The sequence below is a fragment of the Gulbenkiania mobilis genome (assembly GCA_004346645.1).
GTDB classification, from domain to species: Bacteria; Pseudomonadota; Gammaproteobacteria; order Burkholderiales; family Chromobacteriaceae; genus Gulbenkiania; species Gulbenkiania mobilis.
On record SMDA01000003.1, the window covers coordinates 38,653 to 63,136 of the forward strand.

Here is a 24,484-nt window from a genome sequence, read left to right on the forward strand (position 1 = left end):
TTAGCCTGCGACGTACGTGGCGTAGCGCAGAACCTTGGCTCTGGCCGAGCATGGTCACGGTGCGTGCCGGGGCAGCGGATCGGCCGCTCCGTGCCCCAGACAGACGCCAGCACGTCGGACGAAAAATGGCAGCTCCGAAATGAAAGCTGCCATCGTCCTAGCTAACAAAGTGCGGCGATGCCCGGTCGCATACCTTCACTGCCGGCCCAGCGCCGGCACCCGCTGCACTTCAGGGGGTGCCATAGGCGCGCGCTCTCCTGCCTGCAGGATCAGCCGCAGGCCCCGACATGGCCGCAGGCGGTGCAGAAGTCGCAGCCATCTTTCTTGATGAGGGCATGGTTTCCGCATTCGGGGCACGGTTTTCCGGCCAGCGGGCGCACCGTTTCCGTACTGACGGCCTCGAACAGGTCTGCCTGCTCGGGCACCATCACGCCCATCTCCTCTACCGGAACGCCCTCCTCGGTGAGAATGCCGAGCATCGCATAGCGGTGGATCAGCAGGCGCGCAACATAGGCTACGGTGGAAGGCCAGCTCTGCGACTTCTCGCTGCCGGGGATGCGGGCGAAGAAGTCGCCCTGTGGCTCGGCATAGCTTAGGAGCTTGCGCAGCTTCATGCCGATCCATGCCGGGTCGATCACGCGCATGTCCAGACTGAGCAGCTTGCACAGTCCATCCAGCTCGCGGGGGTAGGAGCCGGCCATCCATAGCGAGTACGGACGGCGCTGGCCGTTGGGTAGCACCAGTTCCTTGACGAACAGCACGAAGTCGTCGCCCGTCTGCGGATTGGCAATGTCCACCGACCAGCTCATGGTGCCATCCACCCCCGACTTGGGCTCCTTGCGCGCAAAGAGCGCGTCCATTACCGGCGAGGCCTCGTCCGGCTGCGGCGCCAGCGCACCCAGCTGCTCGACGCGGTAGCGCACCACCTGGCCCAGCACGGCGGAGGCGCTGGAGGCCACCACACTGCGCTCGCCGATCTCCACCCCGTACTGCTTGTCGCCAAAGGTCTGTGCCAGCGTATCGAGCTTGAGCGCAAGCCAGGCACGGTCGCGGCTGCGCATGTCCATCGACAGGGTCTTGGCCACGGCCCCCAGGCCACGCGGCTGCTCGTTACCGTTCACCCAGCACTCGAAGGGATGGGCATGGCCGTTCTCCACATGCCCTACAAACACCGCGAAGGCGCCGCTGGCATGTTCCACCATGTAGGTCCACGAAGGGTTGCCGTTCTTCATGCGCGGCCGGTGCGGCCATTTCAGGCTGGCAAGCGCCGGGCTGGGGGCGGAGTTGAGCGTGATGCGCCGGTCCGGATCGCTTTCCTGGCTGGCCGACAGATCCTGCGGTGCAGCCTTGGCCGGCTCCACCGACAGCACTGCGCCCAGCACGCTGTTGGGCCGATAGGTGGTGATGCCTTTCAGCCCTGCCCGCCAGGCTTCCAGATAGAGGGTTTCGAAATCATCGAAGGGATAGTCGGCCGGAACATTCACCGTCTTGGAGATGGCGGTGTCGATGAACGGCGCCACGGCCGCCACCATGCGCATGTGATCGAGCGCGCTCATTTCCAGCGCGCTGACAAAGTACTCGGGCAGCGCCTCGGTGTTGCCGCCTTGCATGCGGTACACCCTGTAGGCATGGTCTTCGACCAGATATTCCTGCTGGCTGCCGTCGGCCATCCGCTTCTTGCGCGTGTAGAACCAGCTGAACGGCGGCTCGATGCCATTGCTGGCGTTGTCGGCAAAAGCCAGCGAAATGGTTCCGGTGGGGGCAATAGACAGCAGGTGCGAGTTGCGGATGCCATGCTTGCGGATGCGTGCCTGCACCGCCTCCGGCAGGCGGCTGGCGCAATGCGGCTCGGCCAGGTAGCGTTCGGCGTCAAAGAGCGGGAACGGGCCTTTCTCGATGGCCAGATCCACCGACGCATCATAGGCGGCGTTGCGCATCGCTTCGGCCAACCTAGCGGCAAAGCGCCGTCCCTCCTCGCTGTCGTAGCGGATCTTCATCATGATCAGCGCATCACCCAGCCCGGTGAAACCCAGCCCAATGCGCCGCTTGCTGGCGGCCTCACGGGCCTGTTCGGGCAGCGGCCACACGGTCAGGTCCAGCACGTTGTCGAGCATTCGCACCGCGGTGCGCACCACCTTCTCGTAGGCCTTGAAGTCGAAGGTGGGTGCCTCTCCGAAGGGCTGGCGGACAAAGCGTGTCAGGTTCACCGAGCCCAGGTCGCAGCAGCCGTAATCCGGCAGCGGCTGCTCGCCGCAGGGGTTGGTGGACTCGATCACCTCGCAGTAGGAGAGATTGTTGTCGCGGTTGATCTTGGAGAGGAACAGCACGCCTGGCTCGGCATGGTCGTAGGTCGAGGCCATGATCTGTTGCCACAGATCGCGAGCCCGCACCGTGCGGTAGACCCATAGGCCATCGTCGCGCCGGTAGCTGTCCGGAAAGGCATCGCTGGAGGGCTCCACCGCATGGGTCAGTGCCCAGTCGCCGTCCCGTTCCACCGCCTCCATGAAGGCGTCGGACACGCCTACCGAAATGTTGAAGTTGCGCAGATCGCCCTGGTCCTTGGCGTGGATGAACTCCTCCACGTCCGGGTGACTGATGTCCAGCACGCCCATCTGTGCGCCCCGGCGGGCCCCGGCCGACTCGACCGTCTCGCAGCTGCGGTCGAACACCCGCATGTACGATACAGGCCCGGAAGCCCGGCTGTTGGTGCCCTTCACCCGCGCGCCCTTGGGCCGGATGCGGCTGAAGTTATACCCCACCCCGCCGCCACGGCGCATGGTTTCGGCCGCCTGCAGCAGGGCTTCATAGATGCCCACCTTGCCGTCGACCGCGTCGCTGACCGAATCCCCTACTGGCTGAACGAAGCAGTTGATCAGGGTGGCTTTCAGGTCGGTGCCGGCGGCCGAGTTGATGCGCCCGCCCGGGATAAAGCCATTCTCCAGTGCCTCGTAAAAGAGCGGCTCGAAGCGCACTGGGTCCTTCTCGGGCGCGGCCAGCGCGCGCGCCACCCGCATCCGTACCTCGGCGGTACTTTGCTCGCCGTTCTTGGCGTACTTCTCCAGCAACACCTCGCGCGAGATGTCCTGCTCGGCCATCACGCTCACGTTTTCCTTCTTCATCACCCCTCCCGAAGCCGGTTAACGACTCAATATATGCCCAGGAAAAGCGGGAATGACACTAAATATTGGCTATCGTTGCGTTGACCTCCATCAAGCCCTCCAACCGGCGCTGGCTAATGTCCCGCTTGCCGGGGATATGTCACCACCTCAAGGACACGCGCAAGTGCGGCATTGCCGCCACACCCCTCGCTCTTTCAGCGGGCTAGGCATGGGCTAGGTGCCGAGCAGGTTTGTCAGCCTGGACGACGGCCTCTACGATGGGAACGATGAAAATATTAAACACCGCTAGCTGCCGCTTCGGCCAACCCTCTTTTTCAGGAGACCCGATGTGACCCTCCCCTCCGGCCCGATGTGGCCCGACCGTGCGGCCCGCATGGTTGCCCGGCCCTCGCTTCACAGCCTGGACACCCGGCTGTCCTTCTTGGCCCTGGCCCACTGCCGGCCGGCCCTGTACGACCCGGCCCGCCGTCTGGCGAGCTCCGGTTCGCAACCCTGAACGATTGAGAGAGAGACCTTATGAGTGCCCCTGCCCAGACCATTACCCAGTGGCTCGACGAGCATCGCATCACCGAAGTCGAGTGCCTGATTCCCGACATGACCGGCCTTGCCCGCGGCAAGATCGTTCCCCGCCACAAGTACAACCCTGCCGAAGGCCTGCGCCTGCCCGAAGCCGTGCTGTCAATGACCGTCACGGGCGATTACCCCGAACAGAATTTCACCTCGGTAGCCGACCCGGACATGCGCCTTTTGCCGGATGCCTCCACACTGCGCCCCGTGCCATGGGCGCGCGAACCCACTGCCCAGATCATTCATGACTGCGTGCACTTCGACGGGCGCGAGGCAGACCTGGCCCCCCGCAACGTGCTCAAGCGTATCTTACGTCTGTACGAAGCCGAAGGTCTGACCGCCATCGTGGCCCCGGAAATGGAGTTCTACTTGGTGCAGGTGGAGCCGGACGAGGACATTCCGCTGCGGCCGCCCGTCGGACGCACCCGTCGCACCGAAGCCGGCATGCAGAGCTTCTCCATTGATGCTGTCAACGAATACGACGACATCTTCGACGTGATGTACGACTGGTGCGGGGCACAGGGGCTGCAGTTGGACACGCTCATCCATGAGATGGGCACCGCACAGATGGAGATCAACCTCGACCACGGCGACCCGTTGGCACTGGCCGACCAGGTGTTCCTGTTCAAGCGCACCGTGCGCGAAGTGGCCATCCGCAACGGTATGTACGCCACCTTCATGGCCAAACCGATGCAGGGGCAGCCCGGCAGTGCGATGCACATCCACCAGAGCGTAGTGGATAAGGCCAGCGGCCGGAACATCTTCAGCAATCCGGACGGCACGCCGTCCGAAGCCTTCCATCACTTCATCGGCGGACTGCAGGCCTACCTGCCAGCTGCCATGCCCTTCTTTGCCCCGTACGTAAACAGCTATCGCCGGCTGTCACGCTTCACGTCAGCACCGATCAACCTGAGTTGGGGCTTCGATAACCGCACCTGCGGCCTCAGGGTACCGCACTCCGGCCCGGAAGCGCGGCGGGTGGAGAACCGGCTGGCCGGAGTGGACGTCAACCCCTACCTGGCCATCGCGGCCAGCCTGGCGTGCGGCTATCTGGGGATGCGCCATGGCCTGCAGCCGAACGCGCCTTTGGCCGGCAGTGCCTACGAGCAGCCGCACCAGCTACCCCGCCATCTGGATGATGCGGTGGAACGGCTGCGTGCCTGCGCGCCGCTGACCGAGCTCTTCGGCCAGCATTTCATCGATACTTACAGCGCCATCAAGGAGGCCGAGTACCGTGAGTACTTCGACGTGATCAGCCCGTGGGAGCGCCGCTTTCTGCTGCTGCACGTCTGAGGCGGCCGGGGCCCATGCCGGCCCCGGCTGTGGCACACTGTCGCCCGCTTCACGGAGACACGACATGCAGCCTTCCTCCTGGGACATCTTCTGTGCCGTCATCGACAACTACGGCGACATCGGCGTCAGCTGGCGGCTGGCCCGTCAGTTGGCGCACGACCACGACCAGCGGGTACGGCTGTGGGTAGACGACCTGCAAAGCTTCGCGCACATCGCCCCGGGGCTGGATGCAGGCCGGGCCCGTCAGCGCTACCAGTCGGTGGAGGTCTGCCACTGGCCGGCCTCCGAATGGCCCATGGACACCCAGCCTGCCGATGTGGTGATCGAGGCCTTCGGCTGTCCGCTGCCCGACTCCTATCTGGCCGCCATGGCCGCCCGCTCCCGGCGGCCGGTCTGGTTCAACCTGGAGTACCTGTCGGCCGAGGACTGGGTGGAAGACTGCCACGACATGGCTTCGCCGCACCCGCAGCTGCCGCTGGTCAAGCACTTCTTTTTCCCCGGTTTCACCCGCCGCACCGGTGGCCTGCTCTGCGAGCGCACGCTGCTGGAGGAGCGGGCGGCCTGGCAAGCGGATGCCGCCGTCCAGATGGCATTCTGGCAGGGGTGTGGCGTACTACCCCAGCGCCAAGCCGGCGAACTGCGCATCAGCGTGTTCAGCTATGAAACCACCGCCTTCGACAGCTGGTTGCCCTTGCTGGCGGCAGCAGACCGCCCGGTACGCCTGCTGGTACCCCGTGGCAAGGCCCTGTCCGAAGTGGCACGCGTCTTCGGCCAACCCCTGCCCGAGCCTGGCACGTTCTGGACGCGGGGAAACCTGACCGTGCATACCCTGCCACTGACCGACCAGGCGGGCTACGACCGCCTGCTTTGGTCCTGCGACCTCAACCTGGTGCGTGGCGAGGACAGCTTCGTGCGGGCCCAGTGGGCAGCACGCCCCTTCCTGTGGCACATCTACCCGCAGGAAGAAGACGCGCATCTGGTCAAGCTGGAGGCTTTCCTCACCCGTTATGAGCGGGAGCTGCCCCAGGAGGCGGCACATGCCCTCACCGCAGCCATGCAGGCGTGGAACAACGGCGTCAGCATGGAAGGCGCGTGGCCGGCCCTGCTATCTGCCCTGCCGGTGCTTGCGGACCATGCAAGGCATTGGCCGCAAACGGTTCTTGCCCACGGTGATCTTGCTGCCAGGCTGGTGCAGTCCGCGCGAATCCGGCTACAATAGCGAGTTTTTCCGGAAAAGCCTTTTCCGATTCAATTCAAAGCATTGGGAATTTCACGTAAATGAAAACCGCACAGGAACTCCGCGCAGGTAACGTATTCATGGTCGGCAGCGAGCCGATGGTGGTGCAGAAGGCCGAATTCAGCAAATCCGGCCGCAACGCCTCCGTGGTCAAGATGAAGATGAAGAACTTGCTGACGGGCGCAGCTTCCGAAGCCGTGTATCGCGCCGACGACAAGTTCGACGTGATCGTGCTCGACCGCAAGGACTGCACCTATTCCTACTTCGCCGATCCGATGTACGTCTTCATGGACGCAGAGTTCAACCAGTACGAGGTGGAAGCCGAAAACATGGGCGATGCGATCAACTACATCGTCGATGGCATGGAAGACGTGTGCCAGGTCACCTTCTATGACGGCAAGGCCATCTCGGTCGAACTGCCGACCACCGTTGTACGCGAAGTGGAATACACCGAGCCGGCCGTACGCGGCGACACTTCGGGCAAGGTCCTCAAGCCGGCCCGTCTGGTGGGCACCACCTTCGAGATCCAGGTTCCGGCTTTCGTGGAGATCGGCGAGAAGATCGAGATCGACACCCGTACCAACGAATTCAAGAAGCGCGTCTGATCCCACTCGCTTCGACATCAGGGCAACCTACGGGTTGCCCTTTTTTGTCCGTGCACCGCAGCGGCAGCGCCCGCCTGCGGGCATGACGTTTGCCTGATGCCTTGCACACCCTGACCCACCAAGCGGCCCGACCTAGGGCTGACCGGTCCGTCCGGGTGTCCTGCGCCGTACCGGGATGGGCCCGGCATGGCACTACAAGACGGGGCACCAGCCCCGGAGGCATACGCAAAAGGAGACGCTCATGCTGCGTTGGGCTGCAATTTTCTTCATCATCGCCCTGGTTGCCGGGGCCATGGGCTTCGGTGGCATTGCCGGGGCAGCAGGCGGTATCGCCAAGATCCTGTTCTGGCTGTTCGTGATCGGCTTCCTGGTCACGCTGGTACTGGGTATCGCGGCCGGGCGCAAGATCACCGGACGCTAGCGTACCGCACGCGCGCAAAAGGCGACCCTTGGGTCGCCTTTTTGTTTGCAGGCCCAGTACGCTCAGGTTTCGGCAATGCCGCTAAGGTCGAAATCGTCCCGCAGGTGGGGCAGTTCCAGATAGGCGGTGGACTGCATTTCGGTCAGCCGACTGGCAGTACGGAAAAACTCGCTTGCCTGCACCCCTTCCGGATAGAGTGCCTCCGGCTCGGCAGCCGCAGAGGCCACCAGTTTGACGCGGTGGTCGTAGAACACGTCCACCAGCCAGGTGAAACGGCGGGCCTCGGACGCCTGCGCGGGGGCAAGCTGCGGGATATCCGAAATGAATACCGTGTGGTACTCGCGAGCGATCTCCAGATAATCCGCCTGACCGCGCGGCCCGCCGCAAATGGCCATGAAGTCGAACCAGATCACGCCGGGCGCATGCCGTAAGGCACGGATGCGCCGGCCGAACAGCGTGATCTCCGGCTTGAGTTCGGGCACGCCACCTCGCAGCCGGTCGAACATGGCCTGCATCCGCGCCGTGGCTTCGGAGCCGGACGGCACCTGGAACAGCGGTTCGCGCGTCAGTTCGCGCAGGCGGTAGTCGTGTCCGCCATCGACGTTGAGAACATCCATCTCTTTCTTCAGCATGTCGATCGCGGGCAGGAAGTTCATCCGCTGCAGGCCGTTGGGGTAGAGACCATCGGGGGGGTAGTTGGAGGTCATCACCATCACCACATCCCGTTCGAAGAGCGCCCCCAACAGCCGCGACAGGATCATGGCATCCGCGATGTCGCTGACGTGAAACTCATCGAAGCACAGCAGCCGGGTGGCGCGAGCGATGCGGTCTGCCACGGTGAGCAGCGGGTCGGCCTCGCTCGAAAGGGTCTTGAGCTGGTTGTGCACCTCGGCCATGAAGTGATGAAAGTGCACGCGCCGCTTGCGCCGGTACGGCACACAACTGAAGAAGGCATCCATCAGGAAGCTCTTACCCCGGCCCACGCCACCCCAGAGATAGAGGCCGCGCGGGGCATCCGGACTGCGCAGGCTGCGACCGAGGAAGCGGTTACGCTTCTTCTTGAACTCCATCAGTTCGGCCCAGAGCGCATCCAGCCGTTCAATGGCGGCGGCCTGGGCAGTATCGTGGATGAAGCCTTCCTTCTGGCTGGCCTGCCGGTACCATTCGGCCGGGCGCAGCGGGGCGGTGCTGTCAGGGGAAAAAACGTGTTGGGACATGGGTGGGCAAGGCAGGTCGGTTGAGGGTTGGCCGAAGGCTTCGGCCAACCCGGAAGGTACTCAGGCAAACAGCCCCGTCGAGAGGTAACGGTCACCGCGGTCGCAGACAATGGAGACGATCACCGCATTCTCCAGCCGCGCATTGAGGCGCAGTGCCACGGCCAGGGCCCCGCCCGACGACGGTCCAGCCAGGATGCCTTCCTCGCGCGCCAGGCGGCGGGCGGTGTCTTCAGCCTCCTGCTGGGATACAAGCACCAGCTCGTCGATGCGCGAGTAGTCGCAGATTGCGGGCAAGTAGGCGTCTTCCCACTTGCGAATACCTGGGATTTGGCTGCCCGGTTCCGGTTGCACGCCCACAATCCGCACCGACGGATTCTGCGCCTTGAGATAGCGGCTGGTGCCCATGATGGTGCCCGTGGTGCCCATGCTGGACACAAAGTGGGTAACGGTGCCTGCGGTGCCGTGCCAGATTTCCGGACCGGTGGTTTCGTAGTGCGCTTGCGGGTTGTCGGGGTTGGAGAACTGGTCGAGGATGCGGCCCACGCCCGCGGCCTGCAAACGCCGCGCCTCGTCGATCGATCCCGGCATGGAGGCCGAGGCCGGCGTCAACACCACCTCTGCGCCGTAGGCACGCATCGTCTGCACCCGCTCGGCGCTGGAGTTCTCCGGCATCACCAGGATCAGCCGATACCCCATCATTGCCGCCGCCATGGCCAACGCGATGCCGGTATTGCCGCTGGTGGGCTCGATCAGGGTGTCACCGGGACGGATATCGCCGCGTGCCTCGGCCCTGCGGATCATCGACAGCGCCGGCCGGTCCTTCACGGAACCGGCCGGGTTGTTGCCCTCAAGCTTCACGAGTACCGTGTTGTTGCGATCGCCGGGCAGGCGCTTGAGCTTCACCAGGGGCGTGTTGCCGACGAAATCTTCCAGATGCTTGAAAACGGGCACGGTCATGCGGTCTCTCCAGTCAGTCCGCCATTATACGGCAAGTCACTGCCGGCTCGACCCTGCCGCCCAAAGGGGCTTGTACATGCAAAAGGGCGCCTTACGGCGCCCCGGATCGGTGTGATGACCGGGCCAGCTTACAGCCAGTCCTTCAGCGGGCGGGTCAGTGTAATGACGAACAGTTGGGTGGCTTCCCCATTGGGCGCGATACCGACGCGCACGCCATCGGCCGGCGCTCCCTTGGCGTCCAGCAGGCGCTTGCTACCGCTGTCCCACACATAGTCATCGGCATTGCCTTTGCCCCCTTCCACCCGGGTCGTCAGGCCAAAGTCGTTGTCATTGATGATGGCGATCTGGTTGGGCTCAATCACCGCAATTCCCTCAGCCTTCTCTGCCGTCCATCCCAGGGTGCGCAGGTCGATCGCCTGCGCACGTTTCACCGGGCTGATGCCGGCTTCAGCCAAGGTACCGAACTCCAGCGCCCGGCCATCTGCCAAGGTTTTGCCGCTCAGGTCGGTGGCCGCTGCCGTGTCGATCACCACGACATCGTTGTGCATCTTTTTGTCGGCATCCTTGCCCTGCTCGATCACCGCGAAACGGGTGTCGCTGAGGGCGGCGATGTCACCTAGCTTGAGGTCGCCCGCCTTGCGGAAGTGCTCGGGAACCGGATAGGCAAACTGTCGCGTGGCGCCGGTAGCCGGGTCGAACTCCACCAACCGCACGAACCGTGCGCTGTGCCGGGTCTTGCCGTCGATGTCGAGCGTGCTCTGCACCGCAGCCACCACCTTGCCGGAAGGCGTGACGGTGACGCCCTCGAAGCCGCGGTTGGGCTGACGATAGCGGAGGATGTCGGGCAAGCCCTTTCCGGGCGCCAGACGGCGCAGCACGTTGCCCGTCTGACTGTCGATTTCGGCGAGGAAGGGACCATACTCGTCCACCACCCACAGATGCCCCTGACGGTCGATGTCGATGCCCTCCGGGTCTAGGCCCAGCGGGTCGTAGGGCAGCGAGGCCATTGTTTCGGCCAACCCCACCTCGCCGGTCGCACCCGTACTGCCCGGTGCCAGCGGCCGACCGGTCACGGGTCGCCCGCCCTCGCGAATCGGCAGCACACGGGTCACCTCAGCCGACTGCGCCAAGTCCACCCGCAGCTGGGCAATGGCGGGGGTGAAGTCTGCCACCGGAAACAGCTTGGCCGGCATGCTGGCGCTGCCAGTCTTTACTGCTGGGGCATCCCCGTTGGGCCCACGATCGGTCACGCTCCAGAACTCCAACGCCGACGTCTTCTTGTCGTAGCCCTTGAAGCGCAGGCTGGAGCCCACCGCTAGCGGCAGGCCCTGCGGAAAGTCCGCCTTGGCGGTACCCGCATAGGGAACGAAGGGAGTGCGCACCTCATAGCGCTCTACGGCAGCGACATCGGGCACGGCGGGGGTGGACAGGCTGAAGGGCTCGGCACTGGCCAGCCCGGCAGCCATAAGCAGCAACGACGACAACACACGCGACATGATGGTCTTTCGTAATGACAGTCAGGACACGGCGACTCTATAACGGCTTCATGACAAAAAGATGAACGGGGCAGGCCGAAGCCTGCCCCGCAGCGGGAGATGCGCCCGACATCAGGCGCCGATCAGCCAGTCCACATAGCGGCCGACCCCCTCCTCCACCGTCAGCATCGGAGCATTGTAGCCTGCCTCGCGCAGCCGGCCGATGTCGGCTTGGGTAAAGCTCTGATACTTGCCCTTGAGCGCGTCCGGGAAGGGTACATACTCGAGCAGGCCCTGCTCCACCATCTCCGTCAGCGTCAGGGCCGGCTTGCCTTCGTGGCGCCGGCAGCTATTGACTACTGCCACGGCGACATCGTTGAACGGCTGGGCGCGGCCCGAACCCAGGTTGAAGATACCGCTCAGCTCGGGGTGGTCGTAAAAATGGAGGTTGACGTTGACCACATCCTCCACCGACACGAAATCCCGGCTTTGCATGCCGTTACCCCAGCCGTCCCAGCCACCAAAGAGCTTCACCTTTCCGGTGTCGCGGTATTGATGGAAGTTGTGGTAGGCCACCGAAGCCATGCGTCCCTTGTGCTGCTCGCGGGGTCCGTAGACGTTGAAGTAGCGGAAGCCTGCTACCTGGGCCGTCAGCCCCTGCTGCATGCGTTTGCGCAGAACCTGGTCGAACAGAAACTTGGAGTAGCCGTAGACGTTGAGCGGAGCCTCGAACTCACGCTGCTCGCGGAAAGTGCTACCGGCACCATACACCGCGGCGCTGGAGGCATAAAGAAAAGGGATTTCCTCGCCCTGGCAGAATTCGAACAGCTCCAGCGTGTACTGGTAGTTGTTCTCCATCATGTACTTGCCATCGTGGTTCATGGTGTCCGAGCAGGCACCCTGATGGAAGATGGCGGTGACTTCGCCGTCAAAATCGCCCGCGGCCACCATCTCCACGAAATCGTGCTTATCCAGATAATGGGCCACCTCGCAGTCCACGAGATTGCGGAACTTCTCCCCACGGGAGAGGTTGTCGACGGCGATGATGTCGGTGATGCCCCGGCCGTTTAGGGCCTTCACGAGGTTGGCGCCGATGAAGCCGGCGGCGCCGGTAACGACGATGGTCATGAATCGCGGTCCTTGATGTCGATGGTTCAGAACGAGGAGCCGGGCGTCTGCAGAAACGCCGCTTCCTCGTCGGTAGTGGGTCGGCCCAGCGCGGCGTTGCGATGCGGAAAGCGGCCGAAGCGCGCGATGATGTCGCGGTGGCGTCGCGCATAGTCGAGCGCGTTGTCGCCGCCGGGTGTGCCTGCCAGGGTCTCGAACAGAGCCACCGCGGTAGCCTGATCTTCGGCCGATTCGCTGTGCTCGAACGGCAGATAGAAGAACCAGCGCGCCACTGGCGGCAACTGCGCGTCCAGGCCGGCGGCCACCGCCGCCTGCGCCCAGTGACGGGCCAAGGGGTCCGTGGCAAAGGCCCGGGCCGTGCCACGATAGAGATTGCGTGGAAACTGGTCGGCTGCGATCAGCGCTGCGAGCATCTGCCGGGCATCTGAGGGGTCGGGCGCGAGCGCGCCGCTGGCCAGCGCATCCGGCAGGTCGGCAAAGCGTTCGCGGATCGTCGCGTCGAAGGCGTCATCCTTGGCAAACCACGCCGTACGCGGCCGAGCCAGGTCGGCTTCGGCCAACCCCTCGAACCAGAACTGCAGCACGGCTTCCGCCATGGCGGCAAAGGTCGGTTTCATCGGTCTCTTCCTCGGTGCCCGGGGCCGGTCGGTTATAGGCCGAATAGCTCGGCCTGGCTGCAGACCGCGGTCCCCAACTTGGCCACCACCACTCCGGCGGCGGCATTGGCCAGCGACATCGCCGTTTCCAGCGGCAGGCCTGCGGCCATGGCCAGCCCCAGCGTGCCGATCACGGTGTCCCCGGCGCCCGACACGTCGAACACCTCGCGCGCCTGGGTCGGTTCGTGGCGGCGCTGGCCGGGACGGTAGAGCGTCATCCCCTCCTCGCTGCGCGTCACCAGCAGCGCATCCAGCGCCAGCGTGCTGCGCAGCGCCTCGGCCTTGGCGCTCAGCGTATCCTCGTCGTGCCAGCTGCCCGCCACTTGTCGGAACTCGCTGCGGTTGGGGGTGAGCAGCGTGGCACCCGCATACCGCCGGTAATCGTCACCCTTGGGGTCGATAAGCACCGGTTTGCCGGCTTCACGGGCAATCTCGATCATCCGCGCCACATGCGTGAGCGCGCCTTTGCCGTAATCGGACAGGATGACCACGTCGTGGTCCGCCACCTGTCGGGCAAAGGCTTCCAGTTTGGTACTAAGGGCATCATGGCTGGGCGCATCCTCGAAATCCAGCCGGATGAGCTGTTGCTGCCGGGCTACCACGCGCAGCTTGATGGTGGTGGCGATGGCCGGATCCCGGCTAAAAGCGGTGGTGATGCCGTCGGCCTGCATCAGTCGTGTCAGCGCGCTGGCGGCCTCGTCATCCCCCACCACAGACAGGATGGTGGCCTGTCCACCCAGGCCGGCAATGTTGCGCGCCACGTTGGCAGCCCCGCCGGCACGTTCTTCCATGCGCTCGATCTTGGCCACCGGCACCGGTGCTTCGGGCGAAATGCGGTTCACGTCTCCGAACCAGTAACGGTCCAACATCACGTCGCCCGCCACCAGTACCCGGGCTTTGCCCAAGCTTTCGGCCAACCCTTCGGGGGTCAGGCCCAGTCGTTCCAGAAGGGCCATGGCTTACCGTCCGATCGCATGGTAGACAAATCCTAGCCCGCGCACCCAGGCCGGATCGTACATGTTGCGCCCGTCGAAGATCACCGGCGCCTTCAGCGCTGCACGCAGTGCCTCAAAGTCGGGCGCACGGAACATCTTCCACTCGGTGACGATCAACAGGGCATCGGCATCCTGCAGGGCCGACATCATGTCTTGGGCAAACGTCAGGCCCGCGGTGCCGTCCAGCACCCGGGCCGCCTCGTCCGCGGCCACCGGGTCGTAGGCGCTCACCGTCGCGCCACGGCTTACCAGCGCCCGCACCACTTCGCGGCTGGGCGCCTCGCGCATGTCGTCGGTGTTGGGCTTGAAGGCCAGCCCCCACAAGGCGAAGTGCCTGCCCGACAGATCTTCTCCATACTCGGCCACGATCTTGTCCACTAGGCGCAGCTTCTGCGCGTCGTTCGCGGCTTCCACAGCAGTCAGCACGCGCATCGCATGGCCATGCTCGCGACCGGTGGCGATCAGCGCCTTCACGTCCTTGGGAAAGCACGAGCCGCCATAGCCTGCACCGGGATAGAGGAAGTGGTAGCCAATGCGCGGATCGGACCCAATGCCTTGGCGCACCAGCTCGATGTCGGCACCTAGGGTTTCGGCTAGATTCGCCAGCTCGTTCATGAACGAAATACGGGTGGCCAACATCGCGTTGGCGGCATACTTGGTCAGCTCGGCCGAGCGCACATCCATAAACAGGATGCGCTCGTGGTTGCGCTGGAACGGGGCATACAGGCGGCGCATGCGCTCGATGGCCAGGTCGTCCTCGGCCCCTACCACGATGCGATCGGGCTTCATGAAGTCCTCGATCGCCGCCCCCTCTTTCAGGAACTCGGGGTTGGACACCACGCTGTAGCCGATGTCGACCCCCCGCTCGGCCAAGGTCTCGGCAATCGCCTGCCGCACCTTGTCGGCCGTGCCCACGGGAACTGTGGATTTGTCTACCACCACCTTGTATTCCTGCATGTGGCGGCCGATGTTGCGTGCGGCGGCCAGCACGTACTGCAGGTCGGCCGAACCGTCTTCGTCAGGCGGCGTGCCCACGGCGATGAACTGCACTTCTCCGAAGGCCACCGACTCAGCCACATCCGTGGTAAAGCTGAGGCGGCCTGCCGCCACGTTGCGCCGGACCATGTCCTCCAGGCCCGGCTCGTAGATGGGGATGCCCCCGGCGCGCAGCAGCGCGATCTTGGCCGGGTCTACATCCAGGCACATCACATGATTGCCCACTTCGGCAAGGCAGGTGCCGGTCACAAGGCCGACATAGCCCGAACCGATGACAGTAATTTTCATGATTGCGTACGACGGAAGAGTTGAATGTCCTGATTGATGGTCTGCAGCGTGGCCAGCGGATCCGGGGCGCGTGTGATCGGCCGCCCGATCACCAGATAGTCGGCACCGGCCTCCAGCGCGGCCACGGGTGTCATCACGCGGCGCTGGTCGTCAGCCACACTGTCCGCCAGGCGGATGCCAGGGGTCACCAGAGCAAAACCGCAGCCGAGCGCCTGCTTGAGCAGGCTGGCCTCACGGGCGGAGCAGACCACGCCATCCAGGCCGGACGACTGTGCCAGCCGGGCCAGGCGCAGCACCTGTGCCTCCGGAGTGTCGCTGATGCCGATGTCAGCCAAATCCTGTGCCTCCATGCTGGTGAGCACTGTCACCGCGATCAGGAGAGGCCGCTGGCTCAGGGGGGCCAGCGCCTCGCGCGCTGCCTCCATCATGCGGCGGCCGCCGGAGGCGTGTACGTTCACCATCCACACGCCGGCCTCGGCGGCCATCCGGCAGGCTTGGGCGACGGTGTTGGGGATGTCGTGAAATTTGAGATCGAGGAAGACCTGAAAGCCCCGGGACACCAGGGCCTCGACCAGACTGCGGCCCGAAGCGGTGAACAGCTCCTTGCCGACCTTGACCCGGCAGGCCGCAGGGTCCAGCCGGGCGGCGAAGGCGAGCGCGTCCTGCGCTTGGGCAAAATCGAGCGCCACGATGACGGGCGAAACCGGTGCAAGCTCGGCACCGGTGGCTACCAGAGGATTCATAAGTCTAGCGTGCAGTTCTTGGGTTATCAGTTCAGTTCAGAGCGATTGGGCGTGAAGCTTTCCCACTCGCCACAGGCGGGGCAGTGCCAGAAGAAGGCGCGCGAGCGGAAGTTGCAGCGCTTGCATCGATGTACCGTCAGGCGCTGGGCATGCTTCATCACCACGCCACGCGCCACTTCGGCATCCAGCCGGCTTTCCGGCGAAAGCTCCACCATCTGCGCTTCGATCAAGCGATAGACGCCAGCCAGGCTCGGACGGGCATGCACGGCTTCTCGCAGCACTTCCAGGGCCTTGGGTTCGCCCTCGTAGGTGGCCACTTTCTGGTACAGCAGGTCGGTCAGCTCCAGTTGCGGGAAGGTGCGCAGGTAGCCTCGCAGCAGCGCGATGCCTTCCATCGGCCGGCCCTGCTGCTCGTAGGCGTCGAAGAGTCGCTCCGCCGCCATGGAAAGGTATTCGAAATTTTGTTTCTCGATGCCCTGCCAGGCAGCGATGGCCGCCTCGACATTGCCCTCGGCCAGTTCCAGATCTCCCTGCAGCAGGCTTGCGCGTACGCACTTGCGGTTGGCCGAAAAGGCCTCGGCAAGGTAGGTCCGGGTCTGGGCATAGTTGGAGCGGTAAAGCTCGCCTTGGGCCAGCTCGCAGTAGAATTGCGCAACCTCATGATGGAAAGTGTGCACATCGCTGCGCAGGGCCCGCGCCACCGTGATCGCCTTTAGCCAGTCACGGTCCTGCTGATAGATGTCCAGCAGTTGCTGACGTGCAGCCAGCGCCATGTTGCCGTCCACCAGACGGGACAGGATTTCCTCCGCCCGGTCTACCAGGCCCGCCTTGGAAAAGTCCTGTGCCAGTTCGAAGCGCACGGCATCGCGCTGTGCTGCCGGCAGGTCCGGCCAGTCCAGCAGCGCCTGATGCAGGCGGATGGCGCGGTCGTTTTCGCCTCTGCGGCGGTACAGCTTTCCCAGCGTGAGCTGCAGGTCCACCGTGCCCGGCTGCTGCTGGGCCACTTCGGCCAAGGCCTGGGCAGCCTCGCCGGTACGATCCTCCACCAAGGCATCCAGTCCACGGAAAAAGCCGGCGGGTACGGCGCGCGCCTGTTTGAGTACGGTGCGCATGTCCACGCGCGCGGCAAACCACCCCAGCGCAAAGAAGGCCGGAAACAGCAACAGCCACCAGAGATCCAGTTCCAACAAACTTCCTTTTGTTCAGGCTCGCGCCGGGCGCACCCGGCAGATCAGGACAGGCTCAGCCGGCGATCGCGTCGCTAGGATCGACGATCGTCTGGCTTTGCGGACGGTTGCGCAACTCCTTCTTGAGTTGCGAAAGCTCGCGCCGCATGCGTAGGTAATAGGAAAACGTGGCCAGGAGACCCACGGCCACCCCGACGGCGAAGAACACCAGCAGGAAGACGATCAGCGGTGCACTCCACACATGACCGAAGAACAGCTTGAAGTCGACGCTGTGGCTGTTCTGCACCGTGACTGCAATCAGCAGCAGCAGCAGGGCCAGTTCGATGATCCGCAGCAGATAGCGCATGGTCCTCTCTCACGACGTGGTGGCAGAGACCGAAGTGTAAACGATTGATGAAGCCAACCCAAGCAGGGCGCCCGATTCCGCGCTTCAGCACGCCCGGCGACAAAAGAAAAAGCGCCGTCAGGGACGGCGCTTCGTGTCTTGACCGGCAGACGGTCGGTCAGGCTCAGCCTTCGTCACGCAGAGAGAGGGACAGGTCCACCCGCTCGCGCAACTCCTTGCCGGCCTTGAAGTGAGGCACATACTTCTCAGGAACCGAGACGCTGCTGCCCGACTTGGGGTTGCGGCCGACTCGCGGCGGCCGGTAGTTCAGGTCGAAGCTACCGAAGCCGCGAATTTCGATCCGCTGTCCCTTTGCCAGACTGCTGGCCATCGCATCCAGGATGGTCTTGACGGCCAGCTCAGCGTCCTTGTTGACCAACTGAGAATTGCGCTCGGCAAGTCGTTCTGCCAGCCTCGCAATCAGCTCAGACTTGGTCATGTCACGCGTTACTCGGCGTTATTGCCCGAAAGCTTGGCCTTCAGCAGGGCGCCGAGGTTGGTCGTGCCGGCGGTAACGTTTTCGGATTGCAGACCCTTGAGGGCGTGGCTTTCTTCCTGAACGTCCTTGGCCTTGATCGACAGGCTGATATTGCGGGACTTGCGATCCACGGCAATGATCATCGCCTCCACTTCGTCACCTTCCTTCAGGTGCGTGCGGATGTCTTCAACACGGTCACGCGACACTTCCGATGCACGCAGGTAGCCTTCAACGTCGGCTTCCAGCTGGATCACTGCACCCTTGGCGTCGATGGTCTTGACAGTGCCTTTCACCATCGAGCCTTTGTCGTGCATGGCTACGAAGTTGTTGAACGGATCACCTTCGAGCTGCTTGATGCCCAGGGAGATACGCTCTTTCTCGACGTCGATCGACAGAACGACGGCTTCAACCTCGTCACCCTTCTTGAACTTGCGTACGGCTTCTTCGCCGGCTTCGGTCCACGACAGGTCGGACAGGTGAACCAGACCATCGATGCCGCCGGGCAGACCCACGAACACGCCAAAGTCGGTGATCGACTTGATCGCGCCCTTGAGCTTGTCGCCTTTCTTGAAGTTTTCGGCAAACTCGTCCCACGGGTTGGCCATGCACTGCTTCATACCCAGGCTGATACGACGGCGGTCTTCGTCGATCTCGAGGATCATCACTTCGACTTCGTCGCCAACCTGCACCACCTTGGACGGGTGTACGTTCTTGTTGGTCCAGTCCATCTCGGACACGTGCACCAGGCCTTCGATACCCTGTTCGATCTCGACGAACGCACCGTAGTCGGTCAGGTTGGTCACCTTGCCGAACAGGCGGGTGCCCGACGGGTAACGACGCGACAGGCCCACCCACGGATCTTCGCCCAGCTGCTTCAGGCCCAGGGATACGCGGTTCTTCTCTTGGTCGAACTTGAGGACCTTGGCTTCCACCTCGTCGCCAACGGCCAGAACTTCGGACGGGTGCTTCACGCGGCGCCATGCCAGGTCGGTGATGTGCAGCAGGCCATCAATACCGCCCAGGTCAACGAACGCACCGTAGTCGGTGATGTTCTTGACGATGCCCTTGACCACGGCACCCTCTTTGAGGGTTTCGAGCAGAGCCTTGCGCTCTTCGCCCAGGGTCTCTTCCAGAACTGCACGGCGGGAAACGACCACGTTGTTGCGCTTGCGGTCGAGCTTGATCACCTTGAACTCGATCTGCTTGCCTTCGTACGGCGTGGTGTCCTTCACCGGACGCACGTCCACCAGGGAGCCCGGCAGGAAGGCGCGGATGCCGTTGACCATGACGGTCAGACCACCCTTGACCTTGCCGCTGATCAGGCCGGACAGGATCTTGCCGGTTTCCAGGGCTTCTTCCAGCTCCACCCAGGCGGCCAGGCGCTTGGCTTTCTCGCGGGACAGCTTGGTTTCGCCGAAACCGTTTTCCAGCGCGTCGATCGCGACGGTGACGAAGTCGCCAACGGCCACTTCCACTTCGCCCTGATCGTTCTTGAATTCGTCAACGCTGATCAGCGACTCCGACTTCAGGCCGGCGTTAACGGTTACAAAGTTGGAATCAACGGCAACGACTTCGGCCGTGATCACTTCGCCCACGCGCATGTCCTGACGGGTCAGGCTCTCTTCGAACAGCTGGGCAAAGTTTTCCATGGAGAGGGTAGTCATCAAGCTTACTCTCGGTGCAGGCCTTGCGGCTTGCGGGGTTGAGGTTGAAATTGGCCGACGGACACCCGCCGGCACCGGAAAATCATTGGCCGGAGACCTGTCGTGCCGCGAACCAGCCCAGCACCTGGTCGACCGCCTGGTCGATGGCAAGGGCTGTGGTATCGAGCAGCAGGGCATCCGGCTCTTGTCGCAACGGCGCCACCGGTCGGGCCGCGTCACGCGCGTCCCGCTCGACGATGTCGTGCAGAATCTGCGGGAGGTTAGCAGATTCTCCTTTTTCGATCAACTGCTTATGTCGCCTTTCAGCCCTGCACTCCGCGCTGGCGGTCAGATAGACCTTGAGCGTGGCATCGGGAAACACCACCGAGCCCATGTCGCGCCCGTCGGTCACCAGGCCAGGCAAACAGCGGAAGGCGCGTTGCCGCGCCAGCAGAGCTTCCCGGACGGCGGGCAGGGCCCCGACGCGCGAAGCGCCGATGCCGATCTCCTCGCTACGGATGATGTTGCCGGCCTCGATTCCGTCCAGCCGCATGCCGCCGCAGGAAAAGTCCACGGGTAAGGCGGCGGCCGCGGCGGCCAGGCCGGGCTCATCGCTCCAGTCAATCCCGCGCTGCTTGGCATGCAGGGCAAGCAGGCGGTAAAGCGACCCGGAGTCCAGGTAATGAAAGCCGAGTCGTTCGGCCACACGGGCGGCCACGGTACCCTTTCCGGACGCGGAGGGGCCGTCGATGGCGATGACGGGAGGGAGGGAGGCGGTCATGAATGCTGGGTTCCGAATAGCCGGACGCTGCCGGCGGACAAAGCGGCCATTTTAGCGCAGCTTGGAAATGTGTCGGTAAAAACCGCCGCTGCCGGGATTTGCGCACCGCTGCCGCCGGGCGGTAGAGTGCAGGACACAAGGCGGTGAGGCACCGCGATAACGAGACAGCCTGCAAGACGCAACGGAAACTCATGGAACACTTGTCGCTTTCCCCAATCGCCCGGGCCGCCGGTACGGTGGCACTGCCCGGCTCCAAAAGCATCTCCAACCGAACCCTGCTGCTGGCCGCCCTCTCCGGTGGTGTGACGCTGGTGCGTGACCTGCTGGATTCGGACGACATCCGCCACATGCTCAATGCCCTGGGCCTGCTGGGCGTGAAGGTGGAGCCCGCCGGTGGCAACGACTTTCGCGTCGAAGGCACGGGCGGTGCGTTTCCGGTCAAGAGCGCCGACCTCTTCCTTGGCAATGCCGGCACTGCCTTCAGGCCGCTGACGGCCGCCCTGGCGCTGATGCAGGGGCAGTACCGGCTCTCGGGGGTGCCACGTATGCACGAGCGTCCGATTGGTGATCTGGTAGACGCGCTGCGCGTGGCCGGAGCGGATATCGCCTATCTGGAGCACCCGGGCTTCCCCCCCCTGGCCATTGGCCCTGCCACGCTGGACACCGGGCGACCGATTCCGGTGAAGGGCAATGTGTCGAGCCAGTTCCTGACCGCCTTGCTGATGGCCCTGCCACTGACGGGTGAGACAGTCACCATTGAGGTGGAGGGGGAACTGATCTCCAAGCCTTACATTGAGATCACGCTCAACCTGATGGCGCGCTTCGGGGTGGAGGTGGAGCGCCATGGCTGGTCACGCTTCGTAGTGCCTGGTGGACAAGGCTATCTTTCGCCGGGCGAGATCACCGTGGAGGGCGATGCCTCCAGCGCCTCCTACTTCCTGGCCGCCGGAGCCATCAGCGGCGGGCCGGTGCGGGTCACGGGGGTTGGCCGAAGCAGTATCCAGGGGGACGTGCGCTTTACCGAAGTCCTACAGGCGATGGGGGCACAGGTGGAAATGGGCGACAACTGGATTGAGGTGCGCGGGCCGGCGTCGGGCCGCCTGCAGGCGCTGGATGCGGATCTCAACCATATTCCCGACGCGGCGATGACGATAGCTGTAACGGCGCTGGCCGCAGAAGGCACCACCGTGATCCGCAACGTAGAGAGCTGGCGGGTAAAGGAAACCGACCGGCTCGCCGCCATGGCCACCGAATTGCGCAAGCTCGGGGCCAGCGTGACCGAGGGGCGCGACAGCCTGACCATCATTCCGCCCGCCCGCCTGACGCCCGATGCCTGCATCGACACCTATGACGACCACCGTATGGCGATGTGTTTTTCGCTGGTGGCGCTGATGGGTGTTCCGGTAAGGATCAACGATCCGGGCTGTGTGGCAAAGACCTTCCCCGATTACTTCCGTGTGTTCGAAACGCTGCGCCAGCCGGCCTGAGACACATTACCCCGAGAAAAGCGCCCCAAAGGGCGCTTTTTCGTGCGCCACTCTTTCTTACCACCTATATATTGATAATTAAAAAGCAATAAAACACAATATATAGCGTTTTGAAACCGAAATTGCTCTCCATGTCCACCGTTTTTGCCGACCGCCGCCAGTTCATGCAACGCTTCGGGCTGGAGGTGCCACTCGAACCCAGCCATGCCCCTGCCGCACTCGCCCTGTGGGAAACCATGCTGCATGAGGAGTGGCAGGAGTTTCAGGAAGCCTTGGCGGCTTACCGGACGAGCCGTCCGGGCGCAGAGCGGGAGGTGGCGATGGCCGAGCTGACGGCGGAAGGAGTGGATCTGCTCAACGTGATCAGCAGCCTGTTGCTCTCCCAAGGTCTGCCGGTGGAAGAAATGTTCGCCGAGATCCATGCCGCCAACCTGCGCAAGCGGGTAAACGGCCAAGTGATACGCCGCCCTGATGGCAAGATACTGAAGCCGGAAGGGTGGCAAGCAGCCGACAAGCTGGGCGTGATACGGCGAGCACGGCAGATGCACGCGCCGGGTGACGCCACGCCGGCTAGCCCTGACGCATAAAGCGCTGGTTCCAAGCCACCCGTGCGGCTCGCGCGGTGTCGAAAGTTTCGGTCAGCCGTGCACTGTCGCCCGTGCTGACGGCCGCTTCAAGCTGCTCAAGCGTTGCGCGATAGGTGGCCAGTTCATCCAGAAGTGCCTCGCGGTTGGCCAGCGCGATGTCGCGCCACATCTCGGGATGGCTGCCGGCAATGCGGGTGAAATCGCGAAAGCCCGTGGCGGCGAAATCGAAACAGCGCGCGGCATTGGGCTTGCGGGCGATCATGTCCACGTAGGCGAAGGCGAGCAGGTGGGGCAGATGGCTGACCGCGGCGAAGATGGCGTCATGCTCGAGTGGGGCCAGCCGTTCGATGCGCGCACCGCATGCCTGCCAGAGTGCACCAACCGTATTGCAGGCGTCGGAGTCAGTTTCGGCCAACGGTGTCAGTACCACCTTGCGGTTCTCGTAGAGGCCGTACTGCGCGGCCGTAGCGCCGGAGAGATCCGACCCGGCAATTGGGTGAGCGGGCACGCAGCGCGCCAGATGGGGGGCCAGATGAGCGCGCATCAGGGCAACCACATCGCCCTTGGTGCTGCCGGCATCGGTGACGATGGCGTGCGGGGCCAGCGTGGTGGACAGCGCCTGCATTAGCGCCCCCATCTGCCCCACGGGCGTGGCCAGGAGCACCAGATCGGCACGGCCGGCCACAGCGGCGATGTCCTGGGCCACCTCATCCACCACGCCCAGTTCCAGCGCCCGGCGCAGGTTTTCCGGCGACCGTCCGACCCCGATCACGTGGCCCACCCGGCCGGCTCGCTTGAGTCCCAGCGCAAACGATCCGCCGATCAGCCCGACGCCGGCCACCACCAAGGTCCCGATGCTTTCCTGCACCCTTTTCCCCTTCGCTGCGAGAGTTCTTCATCCGTTGACTGGAAGGGCTATCATAACGCCATTTTGCACTGCCGCACCGCTGCGGCCCGAAAGGGTGAGCCATGCCCCTGACGCTGTATGTGTATTTCAAGCTCGACGAGACCGAGCCGGCCCTGATCGGCTCGCTGGCCGACCTGACGGTGGCCATGCAGGAAGATCTTGCGGGGTCCGCAACCTGCACGCGCCAGGCGCTGCTGCGGCGGCGCGACGATGCGCTGACCTGGATGGAAATATACGAAGGTATTGTCGATGCGGAGCAGTTCCGTAGCGTCTTGGCCGAAGCACGCAGCCGCTACGGCCTTGACCGGTTCGGCCTCATCCGGCATGAGGAATGGTTTCAGCCCCTCTAGCAGGCTGGCACGAGCGGGCACGGGTGGAGCCTGCCGTAACCTGCACCTGAACGCGCGTCCGGCAGCCTGTATACGTCTTAGCCCCGCTCCAAGGCCAGGCACGCTTGCAGCCGCCGCGTCAGCGCGCCCACAGGCCAGGCCCGCTCATCAAGCCTGGTCACCGGCCAGAGCCCTGCCAGGCTGTTGCCGATGAAGACCTCGTCCGCCTGCAGTAGGCATTCTCGACTGAGGCGGATCTCCCGCACCGACAGCCCGAGGGAGGCGGCCGCCTCCATTAGCCAGGCGCGCAGGGCGCCGGAAACGCCGCAGCGGTCCAGCACGGGCGTGATGAGGACGCCGGATCGAACCATGAACAGGTTGGTCATAGTACCTTCCACCACGCTGCCCTCGGTATCGCACATCAGTCCTTCGGCCACCCCCGGATCGCTCCACTCGCTGCGCGCCAGAACGTTTTCCAGACGGTTGAGATGCTTGATGCCCGCCAAGCGGGGCTGGATGGCGAGCGGGGTGAGGCACCACCGCACGCACACGCCCTCCTCCGCCCGCTCGGGCGGATAGCCCCCCCAGGGAGCAGCACTCACGATGCGAGTGGGATGCATCACCTCGGGCATCGCATAGCCGCGCGGCCCCTCACCACGGGTGAGCATCACCTTGACAACCGCCCTGGGCAAATCGGCGCACACCTGCCCGATCTCCTGCAGAAGCAGCGCCTCTTCCGGGCAGGGCAGTCTCAGCGCCAAGCAGTCTGCCGCAAGACGCTGCCAGTGCCAGCGCCACAACAGGGGATGCCCGGCCTTCACCTCCAGCGTCCGGTAAATCCCGTCGCCGTAGGCAAGCCCGCGGTCCTGAGCGGAAAGCAGCGTCCCAGGCTGGCCGTTGATCAGCATGTCAGTACTCCTTGGTGAGTCGAGCGTGTTGGATCACTAAAAAAGCACCCAAAGCCAGCCTACTCAGGTGCAGGCCGGTTTGCGCTGCGACGGCA

Annotated in this window: 24 protein-coding genes; 8 read left to right on the forward strand and 16 right to left on the reverse strand. The window is 64.1% G+C overall.

Annotated elements, in window-relative coordinates; all coding sequences use genetic code 11:
• Positions 1-269: 269 nt before the first annotated feature.
• Entirely contained in the window at positions 270-3,119 is a 2,850-nt protein-coding gene (locus tag EV669_RS05110) for an adenosylcobalamin-dependent ribonucleoside-diphosphate reductase (protein ID WP_054284724.1), read from the reverse strand.
• Positions 3,120-3,447: 328 nt separating this feature from the next.
• On the opposite strand from EV669_RS05110, the gene EV669_RS14030 reads away from it, so the two are divergent.
• From EV669_RS14030 to EV669_RS05130, 5 genes are all read left to right on the forward strand, one after another.
• Positions 3,448-3,615: a hypothetical protein gene (locus EV669_RS14030; protein ID WP_156340742.1), complete on the forward strand. Its 168-nt coding sequence runs from the start codon at positions 3,448-3,450 to the stop codon at positions 3,613-3,615.
• 20 nt (positions 3,616-3,635) lie between these two features.
• Positions 3,636-4,979 carry a glutamine synthetase family protein gene (locus tag EV669_RS05115; RefSeq protein WP_132098068.1) on the forward strand — a complete coding sequence of 448 codons (1,344 nt, stop codon included), beginning with the start codon at positions 3,636-3,638 and terminating at the stop codon, positions 4,977-4,979.
• A 64-nt stretch (positions 4,980-5,043) separates the two neighbouring features.
• Positions 5,044-6,198: an elongation factor P maturation arginine rhamnosyltransferase EarP gene (earP, locus tag EV669_RS05120; RefSeq protein ID WP_132098069.1), complete on the forward strand. Its 1,155-nt coding sequence runs from the start codon at positions 5,044-5,046 to the stop codon at positions 6,196-6,198.
• A gap of 59 nt (positions 6,199-6,257) precedes the next feature.
• A complete protein-coding gene (efp, locus tag EV669_RS05125; protein ID WP_054284721.1) occupies positions 6,258-6,821 on the forward strand; it encodes an elongation factor P in 564 nt (187 codons plus the stop codon).
• A 241-nt stretch (positions 6,822-7,062) separates the two neighbouring features.
• Complete coding sequence (locus EV669_RS05130; RefSeq protein ID WP_055433406.1) at positions 7,063-7,242, forward strand: DUF1328 domain-containing protein; 180 nt, start codon at positions 7,063-7,065, stop codon at positions 7,240-7,242.
• 62 nt (positions 7,243-7,304) lie between these two features.
• Here EV669_RS05130 and zapE read toward each other — a convergent pair whose 3' ends face one another.
• From zapE to cmk, 13 genes are all read right to left on the reverse strand, one after another.
• A complete protein-coding gene (gene zapE, locus EV669_RS05135) occupies positions 7,305-8,459 on the reverse strand; it encodes a cell division protein ZapE (RefSeq protein WP_207913786.1) in 1,155 nt (384 codons plus the stop codon).
• A 60-nt stretch (positions 8,460-8,519) separates the two neighbouring features.
• Positions 8,520-9,416, reverse strand: coding sequence for a cysteine synthase CysM (cysM, locus tag EV669_RS05140; RefSeq protein WP_054284720.1), 897 nt, complete (start codon positions 9,414-9,416; stop codon positions 8,520-8,522).
• Between the two features lie 128 nt (positions 9,417-9,544).
• Positions 9,545-10,912 carry an esterase-like activity of phytase family protein gene (locus EV669_RS05145; protein WP_132098070.1) on the reverse strand — a complete coding sequence of 456 codons (1,368 nt, stop codon included), beginning with the start codon at positions 10,910-10,912 and terminating at the stop codon, positions 9,545-9,547.
• 111 nt (positions 10,913-11,023) lie between these two features.
• Positions 11,024-12,019 carry an ADP-glyceromanno-heptose 6-epimerase gene (gene rfaD, locus EV669_RS05150; protein ID WP_054284718.1) on the reverse strand — a complete coding sequence of 332 codons (996 nt, stop codon included), beginning with the start codon at positions 12,017-12,019 and terminating at the stop codon, positions 11,024-11,026.
• A 26-nt stretch (positions 12,020-12,045) separates the two neighbouring features.
• Positions 12,046-12,636, reverse strand: coding sequence for a DUF924 family protein (locus EV669_RS05155; RefSeq protein ID WP_054284717.1), 591 nt, complete (start codon positions 12,634-12,636; stop codon positions 12,046-12,048).
• A gap of 32 nt (positions 12,637-12,668) precedes the next feature.
• Positions 12,669-13,631 (reverse strand): D-glycero-beta-D-manno-heptose-7-phosphate kinase, encoded by a 963-nt coding sequence (gene rfaE1, locus EV669_RS05160; protein ID WP_054284716.1) that lies wholly within the window; start codon positions 13,629-13,631, stop codon positions 12,669-12,671.
• Positions 13,632-13,634: 3 nt separating this feature from the next.
• Positions 13,635-14,954: a UDP-glucose dehydrogenase family protein gene (locus EV669_RS05165; RefSeq protein WP_132098071.1), complete on the reverse strand. Its 1,320-nt coding sequence runs from the start codon at positions 14,952-14,954 to the stop codon at positions 13,635-13,637.
• Entirely contained in the window at positions 14,951-15,697 is a 747-nt protein-coding gene (gene pyrF / locus EV669_RS05170) for an orotidine-5'-phosphate decarboxylase (RefSeq protein ID WP_055433062.1), read from the reverse strand. The genes EV669_RS05165 and pyrF overlap by 4 nt, the downstream gene beginning before the upstream one ends.
• Before the next feature lie 26 nt (positions 15,698-15,723).
• Positions 15,724-16,884 (reverse strand): lipopolysaccharide assembly protein LapB, encoded by a 1,161-nt coding sequence (gene lapB / locus EV669_RS05175; RefSeq protein ID WP_132098072.1) that lies wholly within the window; start codon positions 16,882-16,884, stop codon positions 15,724-15,726.
• A 55-nt stretch (positions 16,885-16,939) separates the two neighbouring features.
• Positions 16,940-17,230 (reverse strand): LapA family protein, encoded by a 291-nt coding sequence (locus tag EV669_RS05180; protein ID WP_132098073.1) that lies wholly within the window; start codon positions 17,228-17,230, stop codon positions 16,940-16,942.
• Positions 17,231-17,393: 163 nt separating this feature from the next.
• Entirely contained in the window at positions 17,394-17,708 is a 315-nt protein-coding gene (locus EV669_RS05185) for an integration host factor subunit beta (protein ID WP_054284711.1), read from the reverse strand.
• A gap of 8 nt (positions 17,709-17,716) precedes the next feature.
• Positions 17,717-19,411 carry a 30S ribosomal protein S1 gene (gene rpsA / locus EV669_RS05190; RefSeq protein WP_132098074.1) on the reverse strand — a complete coding sequence of 565 codons (1,695 nt, stop codon included), beginning with the start codon at positions 19,409-19,411 and terminating at the stop codon, positions 17,717-17,719.
• An 82-nt stretch (positions 19,412-19,493) separates the two neighbouring features.
• Positions 19,494-20,171 carry a (d)CMP kinase gene (cmk, locus tag EV669_RS05195; RefSeq protein ID WP_132098075.1) on the reverse strand — a complete coding sequence of 226 codons (678 nt, stop codon included), beginning with the start codon at positions 20,169-20,171 and terminating at the stop codon, positions 19,494-19,496.
• Positions 20,172-20,362: 191 nt separating this feature from the next.
• On the opposite strand from cmk, the gene aroA reads away from it, so the two are divergent.
• Together aroA and EV669_RS05205 are read left to right on the forward strand one after the other, a co-directional pair.
• Entirely contained in the window at positions 20,363-21,658 is a 1,296-nt protein-coding gene (gene aroA, locus EV669_RS05200) for a 3-phosphoshikimate 1-carboxyvinyltransferase (RefSeq protein WP_132098076.1), read from the forward strand.
• 131 nt (positions 21,659-21,789) lie between these two features.
• Positions 21,790-22,245 (forward strand): nucleoside triphosphate pyrophosphohydrolase family protein, encoded by a 456-nt coding sequence (locus tag EV669_RS05205; protein WP_132098077.1) that lies wholly within the window; start codon positions 21,790-21,792, stop codon positions 22,243-22,245.
• On the opposite strand, the gene EV669_RS05210 is transcribed toward EV669_RS05205, so the two are convergent.
• Positions 22,229-23,113, reverse strand: a complete 885-nt coding sequence (locus EV669_RS05210) for a prephenate dehydrogenase (RefSeq protein WP_055433067.1) — start codon at positions 23,111-23,113, stop codon at positions 22,229-22,231. The two genes, EV669_RS05205 and EV669_RS05210, sit on opposite strands and share 17 nt — an antisense overlap.
• A gap of 101 nt (positions 23,114-23,214) precedes the next feature.
• Here EV669_RS05210 and EV669_RS05215 point away from each other — a divergent pair, with 101 nt between their 5' ends.
• Positions 23,215-23,502: a DUF4936 family protein gene (locus tag EV669_RS05215; protein WP_055433068.1), complete on the forward strand. Its 288-nt coding sequence runs from the start codon at positions 23,215-23,217 to the stop codon at positions 23,500-23,502.
• A gap of 77 nt (positions 23,503-23,579) precedes the next feature.
• Here the strand turns inward: EV669_RS05215 and pabC are convergent, their stop codons facing one another.
• Positions 23,580-24,389 carry an aminodeoxychorismate lyase gene (gene pabC / locus EV669_RS05220; protein WP_055433069.1) on the reverse strand — a complete coding sequence of 270 codons (810 nt, stop codon included), beginning with the start codon at positions 24,387-24,389 and terminating at the stop codon, positions 23,580-23,582.
• Between the last annotated feature and the right edge of the window lie 95 nt (positions 24,390-24,484).